This window comes from Paraburkholderia youngii, assembly GCF_013366925.1.
Lineage (GTDB): Bacteria > Pseudomonadota > Gammaproteobacteria > Burkholderiales > Burkholderiaceae > Paraburkholderia > Paraburkholderia youngii.
This window is the reverse complement of sequence record NZ_JAALDK010000001.1, coordinates 4,698,412-4,714,082: the sequence shown is the minus strand read 5'-3', so window position 1 is coordinate 4,714,082 and position 15,671 is coordinate 4,698,412. Positions and strand designations below refer to the sequence as shown.

The following is a 15,671-nucleotide window of genomic DNA, read 5'->3' as shown; positions in this document are numbered from 1 at the left end:
CACGCGTCGTCGCGAGTCGTGCAGACAGTGCGCACGGCGATACAAAATAATGCAACCCACTTGCAGGGGATCAGAGTAAGCGCTGTGCACCAACTCTGGCCGACAAAGGAGACTCATGAGCGCCACCCCCGATTCAGGCGCGAGCACCGCACAGCATGACGCACGCGGTCCGCTCGCCGGCGTCAAGGTGCTGGAACTCGGCACGCTGATCGCCGGGCCGTTCGCTGCGCGTTTTCTCGGCGAATTCGGCGCCGACGTCATCAAGATCGAAGACCCCAAAGGCGGTGACCCGCTGCGCAAATGGCGCAAGCTGTATCCGGAAGTGGGCGGTACCTCGCTGTGGTGGGCCGTGCAGGCGCGCAACAAGAAGTCCGTCACGATCAACCTGAAAGCCGAAGAGGGCAAAGAGATCGTGCGGCGGCTCGCGAAAGAGGCCGATATCGTCGTCGAGAATTTCCGGCCGGGGCTGCTCGAAAAACTCGGGCTCGGCTACGACGTGCTGTCCGCCGAGAACCCCGGTCTGGTAATGGTGCGTCTGTCGGGCTATGGCCAGACGGGTCCGTATCGCGACCGGCCCGGCTTCGGTGCGATCGCCGAATCGATGGGCGGTCTGCGCCATATCACCGGCTATCCGGATCTGCCGCCGCCGCGCATCGGCATTTCGATCGGCGATTCGATCGCCGCGCTGCACGGCGTGATCGGCGCGCTGATGGCGCTGCATCACACGCAGGTGAACGGCGGCAGGGGGCAGGTCGTCGACGTCGCGCTGTACGAGGCCGTCTTCAACATGATGGAAAGCGTGGTGCCCGAATACGGCGTCTACGGGATGGTGCGCGAGCGTACCGGCGCGTCGCTGCCGGGCATCGTGCCGTCCAATACTTATCCGTGCAGCGACGGCAGCATCGTGATCGGCGGCAATAGCGATCCGATCTTCAAGCGGCTGATGATCGCGATCGAACGCGACGATCTCGCGAACGATCCGGCGCTCGCGCATAACGACGGCCGCGTGCCGCGCACCCAGGAAATCGACGCCGCGATCGCCGCGTGGCTGTCCACGCGCACGATCGACGAAGCGCTCGCGGTGCTGAACGCGGCGGATGTACCGGTGGGCCGCATCTACAGCGTCGCCGATATGTTCACCGATCCGCAGTTCATCGCGCGGCAGATGATCCAGCGTTTCAAGTGGCAGGACGGCAAGGAAATCACGCTGCCCACGGTCACGCCGAAGCTGTCGGCGACGCCCGGCGAGACGCGCTGGCTAGGGCCGGAACTGGGTGAACATACCGATGAAGTCCTTCAATCACTGGGTTATGATGCTGATGGCATCGCGCGGTTGCGGGCGCAACAGATCGTCTGATGCGCACAGTGCAACGCATTGAGAAGAGCGCTTAAAGCGCGGCGCTGACGCACGATCGGCTCCGCGCGACCGGCAAGCCACACACCGTGCCCAAGCGCGTGCGCAACGCGCACCCGGGCGGTCAAAAGCCGGACTAAAAAAATCTGGAGACAACGGACCATGCAACGCAGAACCTTCCTCGCCGGCGGTGCGGCGCTCGCGGGCGCCTCGCTCGCGGCCACACCGTTCGCTTTCGCGCAGGCCAAACCCGAGACCACCAGGGTCGCCGTCGCGGTCGGCGGCAAGAACCTGTTCTACTACCTGCCGCTGACGATCGCCGAGCGCCGCAACTACTTCAAGGACGAAGGGCTCGAAGTCGAGATTTCCGACTTCGCGGGCGGCTCGCAGGCGCTGAAGGCGGCAGTCGGCGGTAGCGCCGACGTGGTCTCCGGCGCGTTCGAACACACGCTGCTGTTGCAGGCGCAAAAGCAGATGTTCCGTGAGTTCGTGCTACAAGGCCGCGCGCCGCAGATCGTGCTCGCGGTGTCGAAGAAGACGATGCCGAACTTCAAGTCGATCGCCGATCTGAAGGGCAAGAAGATCGGTGTGACCGCGCCGGGTTCGTCGACGTCGATCATGGCGAGCTTCGTGCTCGCGAAAGCCGGGCTCAGTCCGAAAGACGTCGCGTTCATCGGCGTGGGCGCGGGCGCCGGTGCAATCGCCGCGCTGCAGTCCGGCCAGATCGACGCGATCGCCAATCTCGATCCGGTCGTCACGCGCCTCGAGCGCGCCGGCGAAGTGCGCGTCGTATCCGATACGCGCACGCTCGCCGACACGCACACCGTGTTCGGCGGCGACATGCCGGCGGGCTGCCTGTACGCGTCGCAGTCGTTCATCACGAAGAACCCGAACACCACGCAGGCGCTGACCAATTCGATGGTGCGCGCGCTCAAGTGGCTGCAGAACGCGAGCGGCAGCGAACTGATCAATACGGTGCCGGAGAGCTATCTGCTCGGCGACCGCGCACTCTATCTCGACGCGTGGCAGCACGTGCGCAAAGCGATGTCGCCCGACGGCCTGATGCCCGCCGACGGCCCCGCGACGTCGCTGAAGACGCTGAAAGCGTTCGATCCGATGATCCAGAATGCGCAGATCGATCTGTCGAAGACGTGGACCAACGACTTCGTGAAGAAGGCGCTGACGACCGTCAAGGCGTAAACGACGCGGCGCGCGCGGTCTCCAGCGTCGCCGCGAAATCTCCCCGCAAACCCGATCCATGAAGCGAGCCGTACGATGACCGTTGCTGCCCTGGCGCTCGAAAACATCACCTGCACGTTCGCCGCGCGCGACAACCGCGCGCAGCGCTACACAGCGGTCAAAGACACGACGCTGCGTATCGAGCCGGGCGAGTTCGTGTCGGTGGTCGGGCCGACTGGCTGCGGCAAGTCCACGTTGCTGAACATCGGCGCGGGGCTGCTGCAGCCGTCCACGGGCGCGGTCAGCGTGTTCGGCGAAAAGCTCGATGGCCTGAATCGCCGCGCGGGCTACATGTTTCAAGCCGATGCGCTGATGCCGTGGCGCTCGGCGCTCGACAACGTGATGGCCGGCCTGTCGTTTCGCGGCATGTCGGCCGCAGACGCGCGCGCGAAGGCCGAAGAGTGGTTGAAGCGCGTTGGACTCGGCGGCTTCGGCGACCGCTATCCGCATCAGCTGTCGGGCGGCATGCGCAAGCGCGTCGCGATGGCGCAAACGCTGATCCTCGATCCCGACATCATCCTGATGGACGAGCCGTTTTCCGCGCTGGACATTCAAACTCGGCAGCTGATGGAAAACGAACTGCTCGATTTATGGGCCGCGAAGCGCAAGGCGGTGCTGTTCATCACGCACGATCTCGACGAAGCGATCGCGATGTCGGATCGCGTGGTCGTGCTGTCGGCCGGCCCCGCCACGCATCCGATCGGCGAGTTCCGGATCGATCTGCCACGGCCGCGCGATGTCGCCGAAATCCGTTCGCATCCGCGCTTCGTCGAATTGCATGCGCAGATCTGGGGCGTGCTGCGCGATGAAGTGCTCAAGGGGTATCAGCAGCAACTGACTGCTGTTTAAGCGTGCCGCGCATCCCTGCATGCGCATTAACAGAGAAGACGCATTCAACAATCGTCCGAGGCAATCCAAGTCATGTGGAAGACGTTGCGCCCAAACCGGGCGAATCTGGTGATCTGGCAGTGGCTGCTGCTCGTGCTGTGCTTCGTGCTGTGGTACGTGCTGACGAGTCCGACGCTGGTGCCGCCGTTCTATTTCGACGATCCGAACAAGGCGGCATTCTTCTTCGGCGAGCCGCAGAAAGTGCTGCAGCGGATCTGGGAGTGGTTCACGAGCGGCGAGATTTATCTGCACCTGTGGATCACGCTCGTCGAGACCGTGCTCGCGTTCGTGTTCGGCACCGCGATCGGGCTCGGCGTCGGCCTGTGGCTTGCGCTCGCGCCGACCGCGAGCGCGCTGTTCGATCCGTACGTTAAGGCCGCGAACTCGATGCCGCGCGTGATTCTCGCGCCGATCTTCGGCGTGTGGTTCGGCCTCGGCATCTGGTCGAAGGTCGCGCTCGGCGTCACGCTGGTGTTCTTCATCGTGTTCTTCAACGTCTACCAGGGCGTGAAGGAAGTGAGCCCGGTCGTGCTCGCAAACGCGCGCATGCTCGGCGCGAACCGCAAACAGCTGCTGCGCTTCGTGTATCTGCCGAGCGCGATGAGCTGGGTGTTTTCGAGCCTGCATACGTCGGTGGGGCTGGCGTTCGTCGGCTCGGTGGTGGGCGAGTATCTGGGCTCGGCGCGCGGCGTCGGCTATCTGATCCTGCAGGCCGAAGGCACCTTCGACATCAACACCGTGTTCGCGGGCATTCTGGTGCTCACCGCGTTCGCGCTGATTCTCGACGCGATCGTCGGGATCGCGGAGCGGCGTTTGATGAAGTGGCAGCCGCGCACCGGAGATACCGAGAAGCTGTGAGTGTGGATCGCAAGCGGCGCGGCGCCCGAAATCGCCTTCGGGCGCCGCGCCGTTTTTCATGCTGCCTGATTGGATGCGCTACGGCGTGATGACCACCTTGCCGATCACGCGACGCTCGGCCATGTCGCGCAACGCGCGGCCGGTGTCGTCGAGCGAATAGCAGGCGGACACATAGGGCTTGAGCTTGCCTTCGCGAATCCAGCCGGTCATCTGCTCGAATGCCGCGCGGTTGCGCTGCGGCTCACGCCTCGCGAAATCGCCCCAGAATACGCCGACTACGCTCGCGCCCTTGAGCAACATCAGGTTCAGCGGCAGCTTCGGGATCTCGCCGTTGGCAAAGCCGACCACCAGATAACGCCCCCTCCACCCGATGCTGCGAAACGCCGGCTCCGCATACACGCCGCCGACCGGGTCGTAGATCACGTCCGGGCCTTTGCCGTCGGTGAGTGCCTTGATGCGCTCGCGCAGATCCTCGCTGCTGTAGTTGATCGTCGCGTCCGCGCCGTGCTCGACGCAGGTCGCGAGCTTTTCGTCGCTCGATGCCGCCGCGATCACGCGCGCGCCGAGCGCCTTGCCGATTTCGACCGCAGCCAGCCCGACGCCGCCGGCCGCGCCTAGCACGAGCATCGTCTCGCCAGGCTGCAGCGCGCCGCGATCGACCACCGCGTGATGCGAGGTGCCATACGCGAGCGTGAACGCGGCCGCGAGTTCGAACGACACATCGTCGTCGAGCGGCACGCAGGCTGCGGCGGGTGCGAGCGCCTGTTCGGCGAAACCGCCGGAGCCGGTGAACGCGGCCACGCGCGAACCGGGCCTGAACTGCGTGACGCCTTCGCCCACCGCGCGCACGATGCCCGCGGCTTCCGAACCCGGCGTGAACGGCAGCGGCGGTTTGAACTGGTATTTGTTCTCGATGATCAGCACGTCGGGAAAATTGACGGCTGCGGACTTCACGTCGATCACGACATGGCCTGGCGGCGGTTCGAGATCCGGCAGGTTATCGACGACCAGGCTCTCGGGTGGCCCGTACTGTTTGCAGCGAATCGCGCGCATCGTGGCTCCATATCGTTCAGGGTTCGCAACGGTTTCGAGTGTAAAGCAAAGCGCACGACCGTACGATTCATTGCGCTGCGGATTGCGACTCAAAGCAGCATCCTTGCGTTCGGCACAAGCCTCCGCGCACCTGAATAAACCCGGCTCGCACGACGCTCGTGCGCGCCATGCAGAGACGCCGACCATGTCGTTCGCGTGCCATCTTTCCTCGGTTACAATCGGCGCATGCGAATCCTACTCAGCAACGACGACGGTTATCTGGCGCCGGGCCTCGCCGCGCTTTACGAAGCGCTGAAGCCGATCGCCGACGTCACCGTGATGGCTCCCGAACAGAACTGCAGCGCCGCGTCGAATTCCCTGACGCTGTGGCGGCCGCTCTCGGTCCTGCGTTCGGCGAATGGCTTCTACTACGTGAACGGCACACCGACCGACTCGGTGCACATCGCACTGACCGGCATGCTCGACCACACACCGGACCTCGTCGTGTCGGGTATCAACAACGGCCAGAACATGGGCGACGACACGCTGTATTCCGGCACCGTCGCGGCCGCCACCGAAGGCATCATGTTCGGCGTGCCGGCCATCGCGTTTTCGCTGGTCGACAAAGACTGGGTGCATCTCGAAGACGCGGCGCGCGTTGCCGCCGAAATCGTCGCGCATTATCTCGAGCGGCCGTTGCCGGGACATCCGCTGCTGAACGTCAATATTCCTAACCTGCCGTATGACCAACTGCGCGGCTGGGAGATCACCCGACTCGGCAAACGTCATCCGTCGCAGCCGGTGATCCGCCAAACCAATCCGCGCGGCGAACCGATCTACTGGATCGGCGCCTCGGGCCAGGCGCGCGACGCGAGCGAAGGCACGGACTTCCACGCGGTCGCGAACGGCGCCGTGTCGATCACGCCGCTGCAGCTCGATCTGACCTACACGCAAATGCTGCCCGCGGCGCGCGACTGGCTACGCGCCGGGAGCGGCAGTTCATGACCGGCGAGCGCGCGAAGCGCTTTCCGCTAGGTCTCGAGGACCTGGTGCGCGAACCGCGCCGGCCCGAGGGACGTCCGGGGGAGATGCGCGCGGCGGCGCTCGCGGCGAGCGCGGCGTTGAATGCGCGGCAGCAGTCGGCGAAACCGACGCAGGGCGGCGCGGCCGCGCGAGCGCAAGCGAGGACCTCCGCTGCGGCGCAAACAACGTCAACGCCGGCGACGCGACCCCAGGTGATTCCCCAGGCGAAGACGCAGAGCGCTACGTTGGGCTCGCCAACGGGAAGCACCGGAGGGATGCCGCCGAAGCCGCAGGCCGCGCCAGTCGCAAAGACAACGGCGAACTCGTTGTCCAGCGCATTGGTAGGGCAGCCTGTCAAGCAAGCACCGAAGTCGTCGGTCAAGCCAGGCAAAACCTCGACGCGTGCGTCTGCACACAGCGCACGTCCGACACCACCACTTCAGCCGCAACCGCAGCAAAGCGCGAAACCCGCGTCGAACGCCGCGCTAGCCGGTGCGATGAGCGGCGCATTCGGCGGCGCAAGCAGCAGCGCGATGAACAACGCCCTCGCGCTGACCTCGGAACGGGTTCGCGAACGGATGGTCGAACGCCTGCGAGCCAATGGCGTCAGCGACCAGCGTGTGCTGAACGCGATGGCGGCGGTGCCGCGCCACATGTTCGTCGATCCGGGTCTTGCGGCTCAGGCGTACGAAGATGCCGCGCTGCCGATCGGTCATCACCAGACCATCTCGAAGCCGTCCGTGGTCGCGCGGATGATCGAACTCGCGGCGGCCGGGCGCGCGCCGAACACGGTGCTCGAAATCGGCACCGGTTGCGGCTATCAGGCAGCGGTGCTGAGCCAGGTCGCGCGCGAGGTTTATTCGATTGAACGCATCAAGCCGCTGTCCGAGCGCGCGAAGACGAATCTGCGTCCGCTGCGCATTCCGAATATCCGGCTGCATTACGGCGACGGGCGGCTCGGTTTGCCGTCGGCGGCGCCGTTCGACGCGATCGTGATCGCGGCTGCCGGGCTCGACGTTCCGCAGGCGCTGCTCGAGCAGCTTGCGATCGGCGGACGTCTGGTTGCGCCGGTCGGCTCGCAGGAAGGACAGAGCCAGGTGCTGACGCTGGTCGAGCGCCTCGGGCCCGCGCAATGGCGCGAGTCGCGGCTTGATCGCGTTTTCTTTGTACCCTTAAAATCCGGAGTGATTTGACACCGATGAGTATGTTGCGCGCGATGCAGAGAACCACCCCGAATTCCCCCCTGACCGTAACCCAGCGCAGCGTGTGCGTGCTCGCCTTGTCCCTGTTGATGACGGCCTGTGCATCCCGGCTCGACCAGGCGCCCGTCGTCGACCGCTCCGGTGGCGGCGTGCTTTCCACCGCGCAGGGCGCGGCGCAACCGGCGGTGCCCCTCGGTCCGCCGCCGCCCGGTTACTATCGCGTGAAGCCGGGCGATACGCTGTACCGCATTGCGCTCGAAAACGGCCAGAATTACCGCGACATCTCGACGTGGAACAACCTGACCAATCCGAATCAGATCGAAGTCGACCAGCTGCTGCGCGTCGTGCCGCCGGGTGCGAATACCGCGGCCATGACGCCGGGCGTGTCGACCGCGCCGATCGGCAGCACGGGCGCGGTGCAAAGCGCGCCGCTGAACAGCAACGCGCCGGCCGCGGTCGGCGCCGCGATGCCGCCGCTCTACGGCGGCGCGACGAACGGTACGCCCGCGAACGGCGCGGTAGCTGCGCCTCCGGCCAATTCCTCTGCGGCGAACGCCGAGCTCGGCAGCGCGGCGGCGGGCAACGTAGCATTTGCATGGCCGGTGCGCGGTCCGCTGCTCAACACGTTCAACGACTCGACCAACAAAGGCGTCAATATCGGCGGCTCCGCGGGCGAGCCGGTTAAAGCGTCGGCCGATGGTCGCGTCGTCTATGCGGGAAATGGGCTGCGTGGTTACGGCAATCTCATTATCATCAAGCATGATGCAACTTATCTCACCGCGTATGCACACAACCGCGCTTTGATGGTAAAAGAGGGGGACGCGGTAACGAAAGGGCAGAAGATCGCTGAGATGGGCAATAGCGATTCCGACCGCGTGATGTTGCATTTCGAAGTTCGCCGACAGGGTAAACCAGTCGACCCACTGAAGTATTTGCCGCCGCAATAAGCGATACGACCATGCCGAAATCGAAGCGCCGCCCGCCGCAAGCCGAGTCTGAGACGATCAGCGAAGTCACGTCCGCCGCAGTGGACGAAAGCGGCGCTTCGGAAGTGGAAGAGGAGATCGTCGAGGAGCGCGATCTCGACGAACGCCAGAGCGGCCTCGACGACAGCGAGGGCTCCGACGCGCGCGAAAGCACCGGCGACGCCGTGCCCGACGCCGACGATTTCCGCGCACTGCTGCAGGCCGAACTCACGGCCGACACGATCCAGCATTATCTAAACCGCATCAGCGTGAAGCCGCTGCTCACCGTCGAGGAAGAGCAGAAATATTCGCGCCTTGCCAAGGCCGGCGAGTTCGAAGCGCGGCAGGTGATGATCGAGCGCAATCTGCGGCTGGTCGTCAGCATTGCCAAGGGTTATCTGAATCGCGGCGTGCCGCTGCTCGATCTGATCGAGGAGGGCAATCTCGGCCTGATGCACGCAATCGAAAAATTCGATCCGACTCGCGGCTTCCGTTTTTCGACTTACGCGACATGGTGGATTCGCCAGAGCATCGAGCGCGCGATCATGAACCAGGCGCGCACCGTGCGCTTACCGGTGCATGTGATTCGTGAGCTCAACCAGGTGTTGCGTGCGAAGCGCCATCTGGAAAAGAACTCGATGAATTCGGGCGAAGCCGCCGAGCGCCGCGACGCGAGCATCGATGACATCGCCTATCTGACCGGCAAGACCACCGACGAAGTCACCGACATCCTTGCGCTGAACGAGCACACCGCGTCGCTAGACGCGCCGCTCGACCTCGATCCGGCGAGCAGCCTGCTCGATTTGCTGTCGGACGACCAGAGCCAGTCGCCAGACGCCGAGGTGCAGCATCGCGAGCTCGAAACTCTGACACGCGCATGGCTCGCGCGTTTGTCGGACAAGCACCGCCATGTGATCGAGCGGCGCTTCGGTCTGAATCATATCGAGCCCGCCACGCTCGAGGAGCTGGCCGACGAAATGGGCCTTACGCGCGAGCGTGTGCGCCAGATCCAACAGGAAGCACTGGTGCGGCTCAAGCGCTTCTTCGCCTCAAACGGTGTCCGCAAAGACGCCGTTCTCTGACCTGATGACACCGATTCTTGTTTTCGACATCGAGACGATTCCCGATGTCGCCGGCATCCGCCGTCTTGAAGATTTGCCCGCGTCGATGAGCGACGCCGATGTCGCCGAGCATGCGTTCGCCGCGCGCCGCGAAAAAACCGGCAGCGATTTTCTGCCGCATCACCTGCAACGGGTCGCGGCGATTTCCTGCGTGTTCCGCGACAACAACGGTTTTCGCGTGCGCTCGCTCGGCACGCCCGAGGACGGCGAGGCGACGCTCGTGCAGTCGTTCTATCGTGTGATCGAAAAGTACACGCCGCAGCTCGTGTCGTGGAACGGCGGCGGATTCGATCTGCCGGTGCTCAACTATCGCGCGCTCGTCAACGGCATCCCGGCCTACCGGTTCTGGGATCTCGGCGAGGACGACCGCGACTTCAAGTGGAACAACTACATCAGCCGCTACCACGCGCGCCACACCGACCTGATGGACGTGCTGGCAATGTACCAGGCGCGCGCTAACGCGCCGCTCGACGCGCTCGCGAAGATGTGCGGCTTTCCGGGCAAGATGGGCATGGACGGCAGTCAGGTGTGGCAGGCGTTCCAGCAAGGGCGCATCGAGGAAATCCGCAATTACTGCGAGACCGACGTCGTCAATACGTATCTGCTGTATTGCCGCTTCCAGTTGATGCGCGGCGGCTTTTCGCCGTCGGAGTATGCTGATGAGATCAACCTCGTGAAGAATGCGCTGGCGCTGGAAACCGCGCCACAGTGGGCCGAGTATCTGGCGGCGTTCGAGCCGTAACGGCGCGCAAGTAGTGCGTCCGCCGGGGCGCCGCGCCGCAATCCGGGCCGCGATCCACACGCGCTCCGGGCGTGGTCCCGACCACGCCACTGGCAGGCTCGGCGCTTGGTCTACAATCTCGCCTTTCCCCATAGTTTGTCAGGAAGTCCGCAGGTGTCCCGAACTGCCCCCCAACGTCGCTCGCCGCGGCGCTCATCGAAGCATGCGAAGGCGCACGCCCCGGCGCCGGCGCCCGTCATTACCGGCAACGAACCGGTCATCGAAATCGTTTCGCTCGATATGGAAGCGCGCGGCGTGGGCCGCACCGCGAGTGAAGACGGCACGCCAGGCAAGGTTGTGTTCGTCGAAGGCGCACTGCCGGGTGAACTCGTCAGTTATTCGACGCATCGCAGCAAGCCGAAATTCGAACAGGCCGAAGTCGTCCAGGTGTTCCGCGAAAGCGTGATCCGCACGACGCCGAAATGCACGTACTTCAACATCTGCGGCGGCTGCTCGATGCAGCATCTGGACATGCGCGCGCAAGTGGCGGTCAAGCAGCGCGTGCTCGAGGACAACCTGCAGCATCTGGCGAAGCTGCGCCCCGAAACGGTGTTCCGGCCGATTCACGGGCCGTCCTGGGGTTATCGCTATCGCGCGCGGCTCGCGGTGCGCTATCTGCCGGAGCGCGGCGGCATGCGCATCGGCTTTCACGAGAAGAAGAGCAGCTATATCGCCGATATGAAGACCTGCGAGGTGCTGCCGCCGCATGTGTCGGCGATGCTGATGCCGCTGCGCTTCATGGTCCGCAAGCTGTCGATCTACGACCGTATGCCGCAGCTCGAGCTCGCAGTCGGCTCCTCGGTCACGGCGCTCGTCGTGCGCAACCTCGAACCGCTGACAGCCGCGGACGAGCAGGTGCTGCGCGAGTTCGCGGACGAGCACAAGGTGCAGTTCTGGGTCCAGCCGGGTGGTCCCGACACAGTCACGCCGCTTTATCCGCTCGACGTGCAGCTCGACTACACGCTGCCGGAATACGGCATCTGCATGCCGTTCAAGCCGACTGATTTCACCCAGGTCAATCACGCGATCAACCGTGTGCTGGTGAGCCGCGCGTTGCGCCTGCTGGCGCCGGCGCGCACGGACCGCGTGCTCGACCTGTTCTGCGGTATCGGCAATTTCACGCTGCCGCTCGCGCGAATTTCGCGGGAAGTGGTCGGTATCGAGGGCAGCGAAGTGCTGACCCAGCGCGCGCTCGCGAACGCGGAGCTCAATGGCGTCGCCGGGCATACGTCGTTCGCGTGCCGCAATCTGTTCGAAGTCACCGCCGACGACCTGCGCGCGCTCGGCCACTTCGACAAGTTCCTGGTCGATCCCCCGCGCGAAGGCGCGCTCGCGATCGCGAAGGCGCTCGCGGAGATCGCGCAGAGCGGCAACGGGCCGCTGCCGAAGCGCATCGTCTACGTGTCGTGCGCGCCGGCCACGCTCGCGCGGGATGCCGGGCTGCTCGTGCATGAGGCCGGCTATCGGCTGGTGGGCGCGGGCGTCGTCAATATGTTCCCGCATACGTCGCACGTGGAATCGATTGCGCTGTTCGAGCGCGATTGAGTCTCGCGGCGCGCATGAACGAAAACGCCACGACCGAGGTCGTGGCGTTTTCGTTTTCAGACGACGGTCAGTGTGCCGTCGGCGCGTGGGGAATCAGAACTGCCACCACGACTTCGCCGTGCCGGGCCGTGCGTGGCCGGTCACGTACGGGCTGTCGGGGAAAGTGCCGGCCAGCACGCGGCGCGTGTCGTCAGCGAGTTGCTGGTTGTTCAGCTTCTGGTACGACAGAATCATGATGTGCAGCGCGTCTTCGATGGCCGGCGCGTTCTTGTACTCGCGCAAGGCGAGCTGCGCGCGGTTGATCGCGGCGACATAGGCGCCGCGGCGGTAGTAGTAGTCCGCCGCGTGGACTTCGTGCGATGCCAGCGCGTTCACGATGTAGCGCATGCGCTGCGCAGCGTCCGGCGCGTACTTGCTGTTCGGGAAGCGGTCCACCACGACCTTGAACGCGTCATACGACTCGCGCAGCGACTTCGGATCGCGCTCGCTCATGTCCTGGCCCGAGAAGCGGCCGAACAGACCGAGGTCGTCATTGAAGTGGATCATGCCCTTCAGGTAATACGCGTAGGCGATGTCCGGGTGATCCGGGTGCAACTGGATGAAGCGGTCGATGGCCTGGTCGGCGGCGGCGTTTTCGTTGTCTTTCCAGTTGCAGTACGCGACGTTGATCTGCGCCTGCTGGGCGAAGTGGCCGAACGGGTCGCGGCCCTCGAGAAGCTCGAAATACTTCGCGCACTTGCCCCAGTCACCACCGGTCAGGGCGTCGTTCGCCTCCGTATATAATTTGTTGTTGTTCCACGTTGCCGTTTCGTCGGTCTTCTCCGGCAGGCCGTGGCAAGCCGCAACAGCGACGACGGCCGCGGCGCACGCAATGTATCCGGCCACTTTCCGGGCCGCCTTCTTGATGGCCGCCAAATTGATCGCCGCTTCAGTGATGGTGTTCAAGGCTCGCATTTTCCAGTCTAGCTTTACGTCCAGGTGACCCAGATTCAATGACCCGCTCAAATACTCCAGGCACCGCAGGCGCCGGGAATAGCAACAAAGATTATAGCGTAAGCGCCGACCCGGCCGACGCGTTGGGCGTCGATTCCCTCGATGACGATTTCGCCGGCGACGCGCTCGCCGAAAGCGGTCCGCAAGGCTCCGCGGCCACGGCGGCGCCCGTACCCGCGCGCGCGGCCGACGAAGCGCCGCGTAGCGTCGTGGTGCCCGACGAACTGGCCGGCGAGCGCCTCGACAAGGTGCTCGCCAAAGTATTCCCGGAATTCTCGCGCAGCCGTCTGCAAAGCTGGATCGAGGCGCAGCGGGTGCGTGTCGACGGCAAGCCTGCGAAGATTCGCCAGCCGGTGCCGCTCGGTGCCACGATCGAGCTCGTGCCCGATCTGCTGCCCGAGCAGCTTGCCTTCACGCCCGAGCCGGTGCCGCTCGAGATCGTCTACGAGGACGACACGCTGGTCGTCATCAACAAGCCGGCCGGCATGGTCGTGCATCCGGCGGCCGGCAATTGGAGCGGCACCGTGCTGAACGGACTGCTCTACCGCTATGGCGAGGCCGCGGCGGGTCTGCCGCGCGCGGGCATCGTGCATCGGCTCGACAAGGAGACTTCGGGACTGATGGTGGTCGCGCGCACGCTCGAGGCGCAGACCGACCTCGTGCGTCAGTTGCAGGCGCGCACGGTCAAGCGCCGCTACCTCGCGCTCGTGTGGGGCAACATGCCCGATGGAGGCACGATCGACGCGCCGATCGGCCGCGACCCGCGCGAGCGCACGCGCATGGCCGTGGTGACGGGCGCGGCCGGCAAGCCGGCGCGCACGCATTTTCGACGCGTGGCCGCGGCGATCTGGCAGCGTCAGCCGGTCACGGCGATCCACTGCGACCTGGAGACCGGGCGCACGCATCAGATTCGCGTGCATTGCGCGCATATCGGTCATCCGCTGCTCGGAGACCCCGTCTACGGACGCGCGCGCGGCAAGCGCTCGGTCACGCCGCTGCCGGACGGCTTCGCGCGCCAGGCGCTGCACGCATGGCGGCTCGGCCTGATCCATCCGAAGACCGGCCGCTCGATGCAATGGCGCGCCGACGTGCCGGCCGACATCGAGGCATTGTCGGCCGCGCTCGGCCTCGGTCGCGACGACGCCGGGGAGTTCGACGACGCGTATGACGAGGACGAGGACTACGATGCATCGTTCGACGATGGCGCGTACGATGAAGACAGCGACCACGACGAGGACGATCACGCATGAGCGCCAATCTGCCGGAGCTGGGTTTTGCCAATGTCGTGCAGCCCGCATGGAACGTCTCGCCGCGCGTGCGCGCGCTCGTGACCACGCGCGACGGCGGCGTCAGCGACGCGCCGTTCGGCCGCTGGCGCGACGGCGCCGACCAGCCCGGCGGGCTGAACCTGGGCATGAAGACCGGCGACGATCCGGCCGCGGTCGCGAGCAATCGCGCACGGCTCGTCGCGCTGACCGGTGTTCGCGAAACCGCGTGGCTCGAACAGATTCACGGCGCCGGCATCGTGCGCGCCGAGGATGCAGTCGCGCACGCGCGCGAGCATGGCGCGCCGGCGCGCGCCGACGCGAGCGTCACCGATCGCGCGGGCATCGCGTGCGTCGTGATGGTGGCCGATTGCATGCCGGTGCTGTTGTGCGACGAAGCGGGGCGCGCGGTCGGCGCCGCGCATGCGGGCTGGCGCGGACTCGCGGCGGGCATCGTCGAGCAGACCGCCGCGCGGGTCGCGGCGCTGGCGGGCGTGCCGGCCGCCGAGTTGCATGCGTACCTCGGACCGTCGATCGGGCCCAACGCGTTCGAAGTCGGTGCAGACGTCCGTGACGCCTTCATGACTGGTGTCGACGACGCACAACGCGATGCGACCGCGAAGGCGTTCGTCGCACATCTCGCGAATGCCGGCAAATATCTCGCCAATCTGCCAGCGCTGGCGCGCTTGCGCCTGCAGCGGCTCGGCGTTACGCGTATCAGCGGCGGCGACCTGTGCACGGTCACGCTGCGCGAGCGTTTTTATTCGTATCGCCGTGACCGCGAAACCGGCCGTATGGCCGCGTTGATCTGGATCGACGAACACGCGCAATCAATTGCCGATTGATTCTGGGTGGCGCGCGCATCTCGTCATATTTTTAGAATCGAACGGTAGTTTCATTCTGCGTGAATGCGCACCGGTTCGAGATTCACGAATGGCACGGCAGGTCCGTCACTGAAGGCCTTCCGCCGGCCTTCAAGCACATTTTTTGTTGCACTGCCGGAAGGATTGCCGATAGCGGGAATCCCCCGCCTGCTCTGCGGGCGAGCGAACGGACAAATACGCTTAAGTGCCATGCGCCGTTGGACTTTTTTCGATCCGCGTGCGGCATGGAACATTTATTCGCAAAAGCGCGATTTGCCATACAGGGAAAACGATAATTAAAAAAATATCGCACCGCGGCAAAATCGGGAACAAGCATTGACATGCCTTGTGATGGGGAGCAAGAATGTTCCTTCTAAGCTCCTCCTCGTTCATGAGACAGGGTGTGACGAAGTCGCGAGCAATCGCTCCGTGCGCACGAACCTGCCTCTCAACCCGTCCGCAAGGACTTACCGGTCAAAAGCAGGCATGGCAGCATCTCATTCCTCAGCTTCCCCCAGCACGGACTCCTCGAAGGAGCAGAC

General features: G+C 64.9%; 14 protein-coding genes. 12 read left to right on the top strand and 2 right to left on the bottom strand.

The window, feature by feature from the left end:
- Positions 1-115 precede the first annotated feature (115 nt).
- The 4 genes from G5S42_RS21575 (at position 116) to G5S42_RS21560 (ending at position 4,339) form a co-directional block, all read left to right on the top strand.
- On the top strand, positions 116-1,357 hold the full coding sequence (locus tag G5S42_RS21575; protein WP_176108653.1) for a CaiB/BaiF CoA transferase family protein: 1,242 nt from the start codon (positions 116-118) through the stop codon (positions 1,355-1,357).
- A gap of 159 nt (positions 1,358-1,516) precedes the next feature.
- A complete protein-coding gene (locus tag G5S42_RS21570; protein ID WP_176108652.1) occupies positions 1,517-2,554 on the top strand; it encodes an ABC transporter substrate-binding protein in 1,038 nt (345 codons plus the stop codon).
- A 75-nt stretch (positions 2,555-2,629) separates the two neighbouring features.
- Positions 2,630-3,442 carry an ABC transporter ATP-binding protein gene (locus G5S42_RS21565; RefSeq protein WP_176108651.1) on the top strand — a complete coding sequence of 271 codons (813 nt, stop codon included), beginning with the start codon at positions 2,630-2,632 and terminating at the stop codon, positions 3,440-3,442.
- A 72-nt stretch (positions 3,443-3,514) separates the two neighbouring features.
- Positions 3,515-4,339 carry an ABC transporter permease gene (locus tag G5S42_RS21560; RefSeq protein WP_176108650.1) on the top strand — a complete coding sequence of 275 codons (825 nt, stop codon included), beginning with the start codon at positions 3,515-3,517 and terminating at the stop codon, positions 4,337-4,339.
- Between the two features lie 78 nt (positions 4,340-4,417).
- On the opposite strand, the gene G5S42_RS21555 is transcribed toward G5S42_RS21560, so the two are convergent.
- Positions 4,418-5,392, bottom strand: coding sequence for an NADPH:quinone oxidoreductase family protein (locus tag G5S42_RS21555; RefSeq protein WP_176108649.1), 975 nt, complete (start codon positions 5,390-5,392; stop codon positions 4,418-4,420).
- A gap of 225 nt (positions 5,393-5,617) precedes the next feature.
- On the opposite strand from G5S42_RS21555, the gene surE reads away from it, so the two are divergent.
- The 6 genes from surE (at position 5,618) to rlmD (ending at position 12,008) form a co-directional block, all read left to right on the top strand.
- Positions 5,618-6,376, top strand: a complete 759-nt coding sequence (gene surE / locus G5S42_RS21550; protein ID WP_013089351.1) for a 5'/3'-nucleotidase SurE — start codon at positions 5,618-5,620, stop codon at positions 6,374-6,376.
- Entirely contained in the window at positions 6,373-7,587 is a 1,215-nt protein-coding gene (locus tag G5S42_RS21545) for a protein-L-isoaspartate(D-aspartate) O-methyltransferase (protein ID WP_176108648.1), read from the top strand. Before surE ends, G5S42_RS21545 begins: the two co-directional genes overlap by 4 nt.
- A 5-nt stretch (positions 7,588-7,592) precedes the next feature.
- Positions 7,593-8,543, top strand: a complete 951-nt coding sequence (locus G5S42_RS21540) for a peptidoglycan DD-metalloendopeptidase family protein (RefSeq protein WP_176108647.1) — start codon at positions 7,593-7,595, stop codon at positions 8,541-8,543.
- Positions 8,544-8,554: 11 nt separating this feature from the next.
- A complete protein-coding gene (gene rpoS, locus G5S42_RS21535) occupies positions 8,555-9,643 on the top strand; it encodes an RNA polymerase sigma factor RpoS (protein WP_176108646.1) in 1,089 nt (362 codons plus the stop codon).
- A gap of 4 nt (positions 9,644-9,647) precedes the next feature.
- On the top strand, positions 9,648-10,424 hold the full coding sequence (locus G5S42_RS21530) for a 3'-5' exonuclease (RefSeq protein ID WP_176108645.1): 777 nt from the start codon (positions 9,648-9,650) through the stop codon (positions 10,422-10,424).
- 153 nt (positions 10,425-10,577) lie between these two features.
- On the top strand, positions 10,578-12,008 hold the full coding sequence (rlmD, locus tag G5S42_RS21525; RefSeq protein WP_176108644.1) for a 23S rRNA (uracil(1939)-C(5))-methyltransferase RlmD: 1,431 nt from the start codon (positions 10,578-10,580) through the stop codon (positions 12,006-12,008).
- Between the two features lie 93 nt (positions 12,009-12,101).
- Here rlmD and G5S42_RS21520 read toward each other — a convergent pair whose 3' ends face one another.
- On the bottom strand, positions 12,102-12,962 hold the full coding sequence (locus tag G5S42_RS21520) for an outer membrane protein assembly factor BamD (protein WP_176108643.1): 861 nt from the start codon (positions 12,960-12,962) through the stop codon (positions 12,102-12,104).
- 38 nt (positions 12,963-13,000) lie between these two features.
- Here G5S42_RS21520 and G5S42_RS21515 point away from each other — a divergent pair, with 38 nt between their 5' ends.
- Complete coding sequence (locus G5S42_RS21515; RefSeq protein WP_176108642.1) at positions 13,001-14,251, top strand: RluA family pseudouridine synthase; 1,251 nt, start codon at positions 13,001-13,003, stop codon at positions 14,249-14,251.
- The gene (pgeF, locus tag G5S42_RS21510; RefSeq protein ID WP_176108641.1) at positions 14,248-15,111 is read left to right on the top strand and encodes a peptidoglycan editing factor PgeF; all 864 of its coding nucleotides are present in this window, start codon (positions 14,248-14,250) and stop codon (positions 15,109-15,111) included. Before G5S42_RS21515 ends, pgeF begins: the two co-directional genes overlap by 4 nt.
- The last annotated feature ends 560 nt before the right edge of the window (positions 15,112-15,671 follow it).

Coding starts and splice junctions, on each gene's coding strand:
- G5S42_RS21565 (WP_176108651.1), top strand. CDS start 2,630: ATGACCGTTGCTGCCCTGGCGCTCGAAAACATCACCTGCACGTTCGCC.
- G5S42_RS21570 (WP_176108652.1), top strand. CDS start 1,517: ATGCAACGCAGAACCTTCCTCGCCGGCGGTGCGGCGCTCGCGGGCGCC.
- surE (WP_013089351.1), top strand. CDS start 5,618: ATGCGAATCCTACTCAGCAACGACGACGGTTATCTGGCGCCGGGCCTC.
- G5S42_RS21515 (WP_176108642.1), top strand. CDS start 13,001: ATGACCCGCTCAAATACTCCAGGCACCGCAGGCGCCGGGAATAGCAAC.
- G5S42_RS21560 (WP_176108650.1), top strand. CDS start 3,515: ATGTGGAAGACGTTGCGCCCAAACCGGGCGAATCTGGTGATCTGGCAG.
- G5S42_RS21575 (WP_176108653.1), top strand. CDS start 116: ATGAGCGCCACCCCCGATTCAGGCGCGAGCACCGCACAGCATGACGCA.
- G5S42_RS21530 (WP_176108645.1), top strand. CDS start 9,648: ATGACACCGATTCTTGTTTTCGACATCGAGACGATTCCCGATGTCGCC.
- G5S42_RS21555 (WP_176108649.1), bottom strand. CDS start 5,392: ATGCGCGCGATTCGCTGCAAACAGTACGGGCCACCCGAGAGCCTGGTC.
- G5S42_RS21540 (WP_176108647.1), top strand. CDS start 7,593: ATGAGTATGTTGCGCGCGATGCAGAGAACCACCCCGAATTCCCCCCTG.
- rpoS (WP_176108646.1), top strand. CDS start 8,555: ATGCCGAAATCGAAGCGCCGCCCGCCGCAAGCCGAGTCTGAGACGATC.
- pgeF (WP_176108641.1), top strand. CDS start 14,248: ATGAGCGCCAATCTGCCGGAGCTGGGTTTTGCCAATGTCGTGCAGCCC.
- G5S42_RS21520 (WP_176108643.1), bottom strand. CDS start 12,962: ATGCGAGCCTTGAACACCATCACTGAAGCGGCGATCAATTTGGCGGCC.
- G5S42_RS21545 (WP_176108648.1), top strand. CDS start 6,373: ATGACCGGCGAGCGCGCGAAGCGCTTTCCGCTAGGTCTCGAGGACCTG.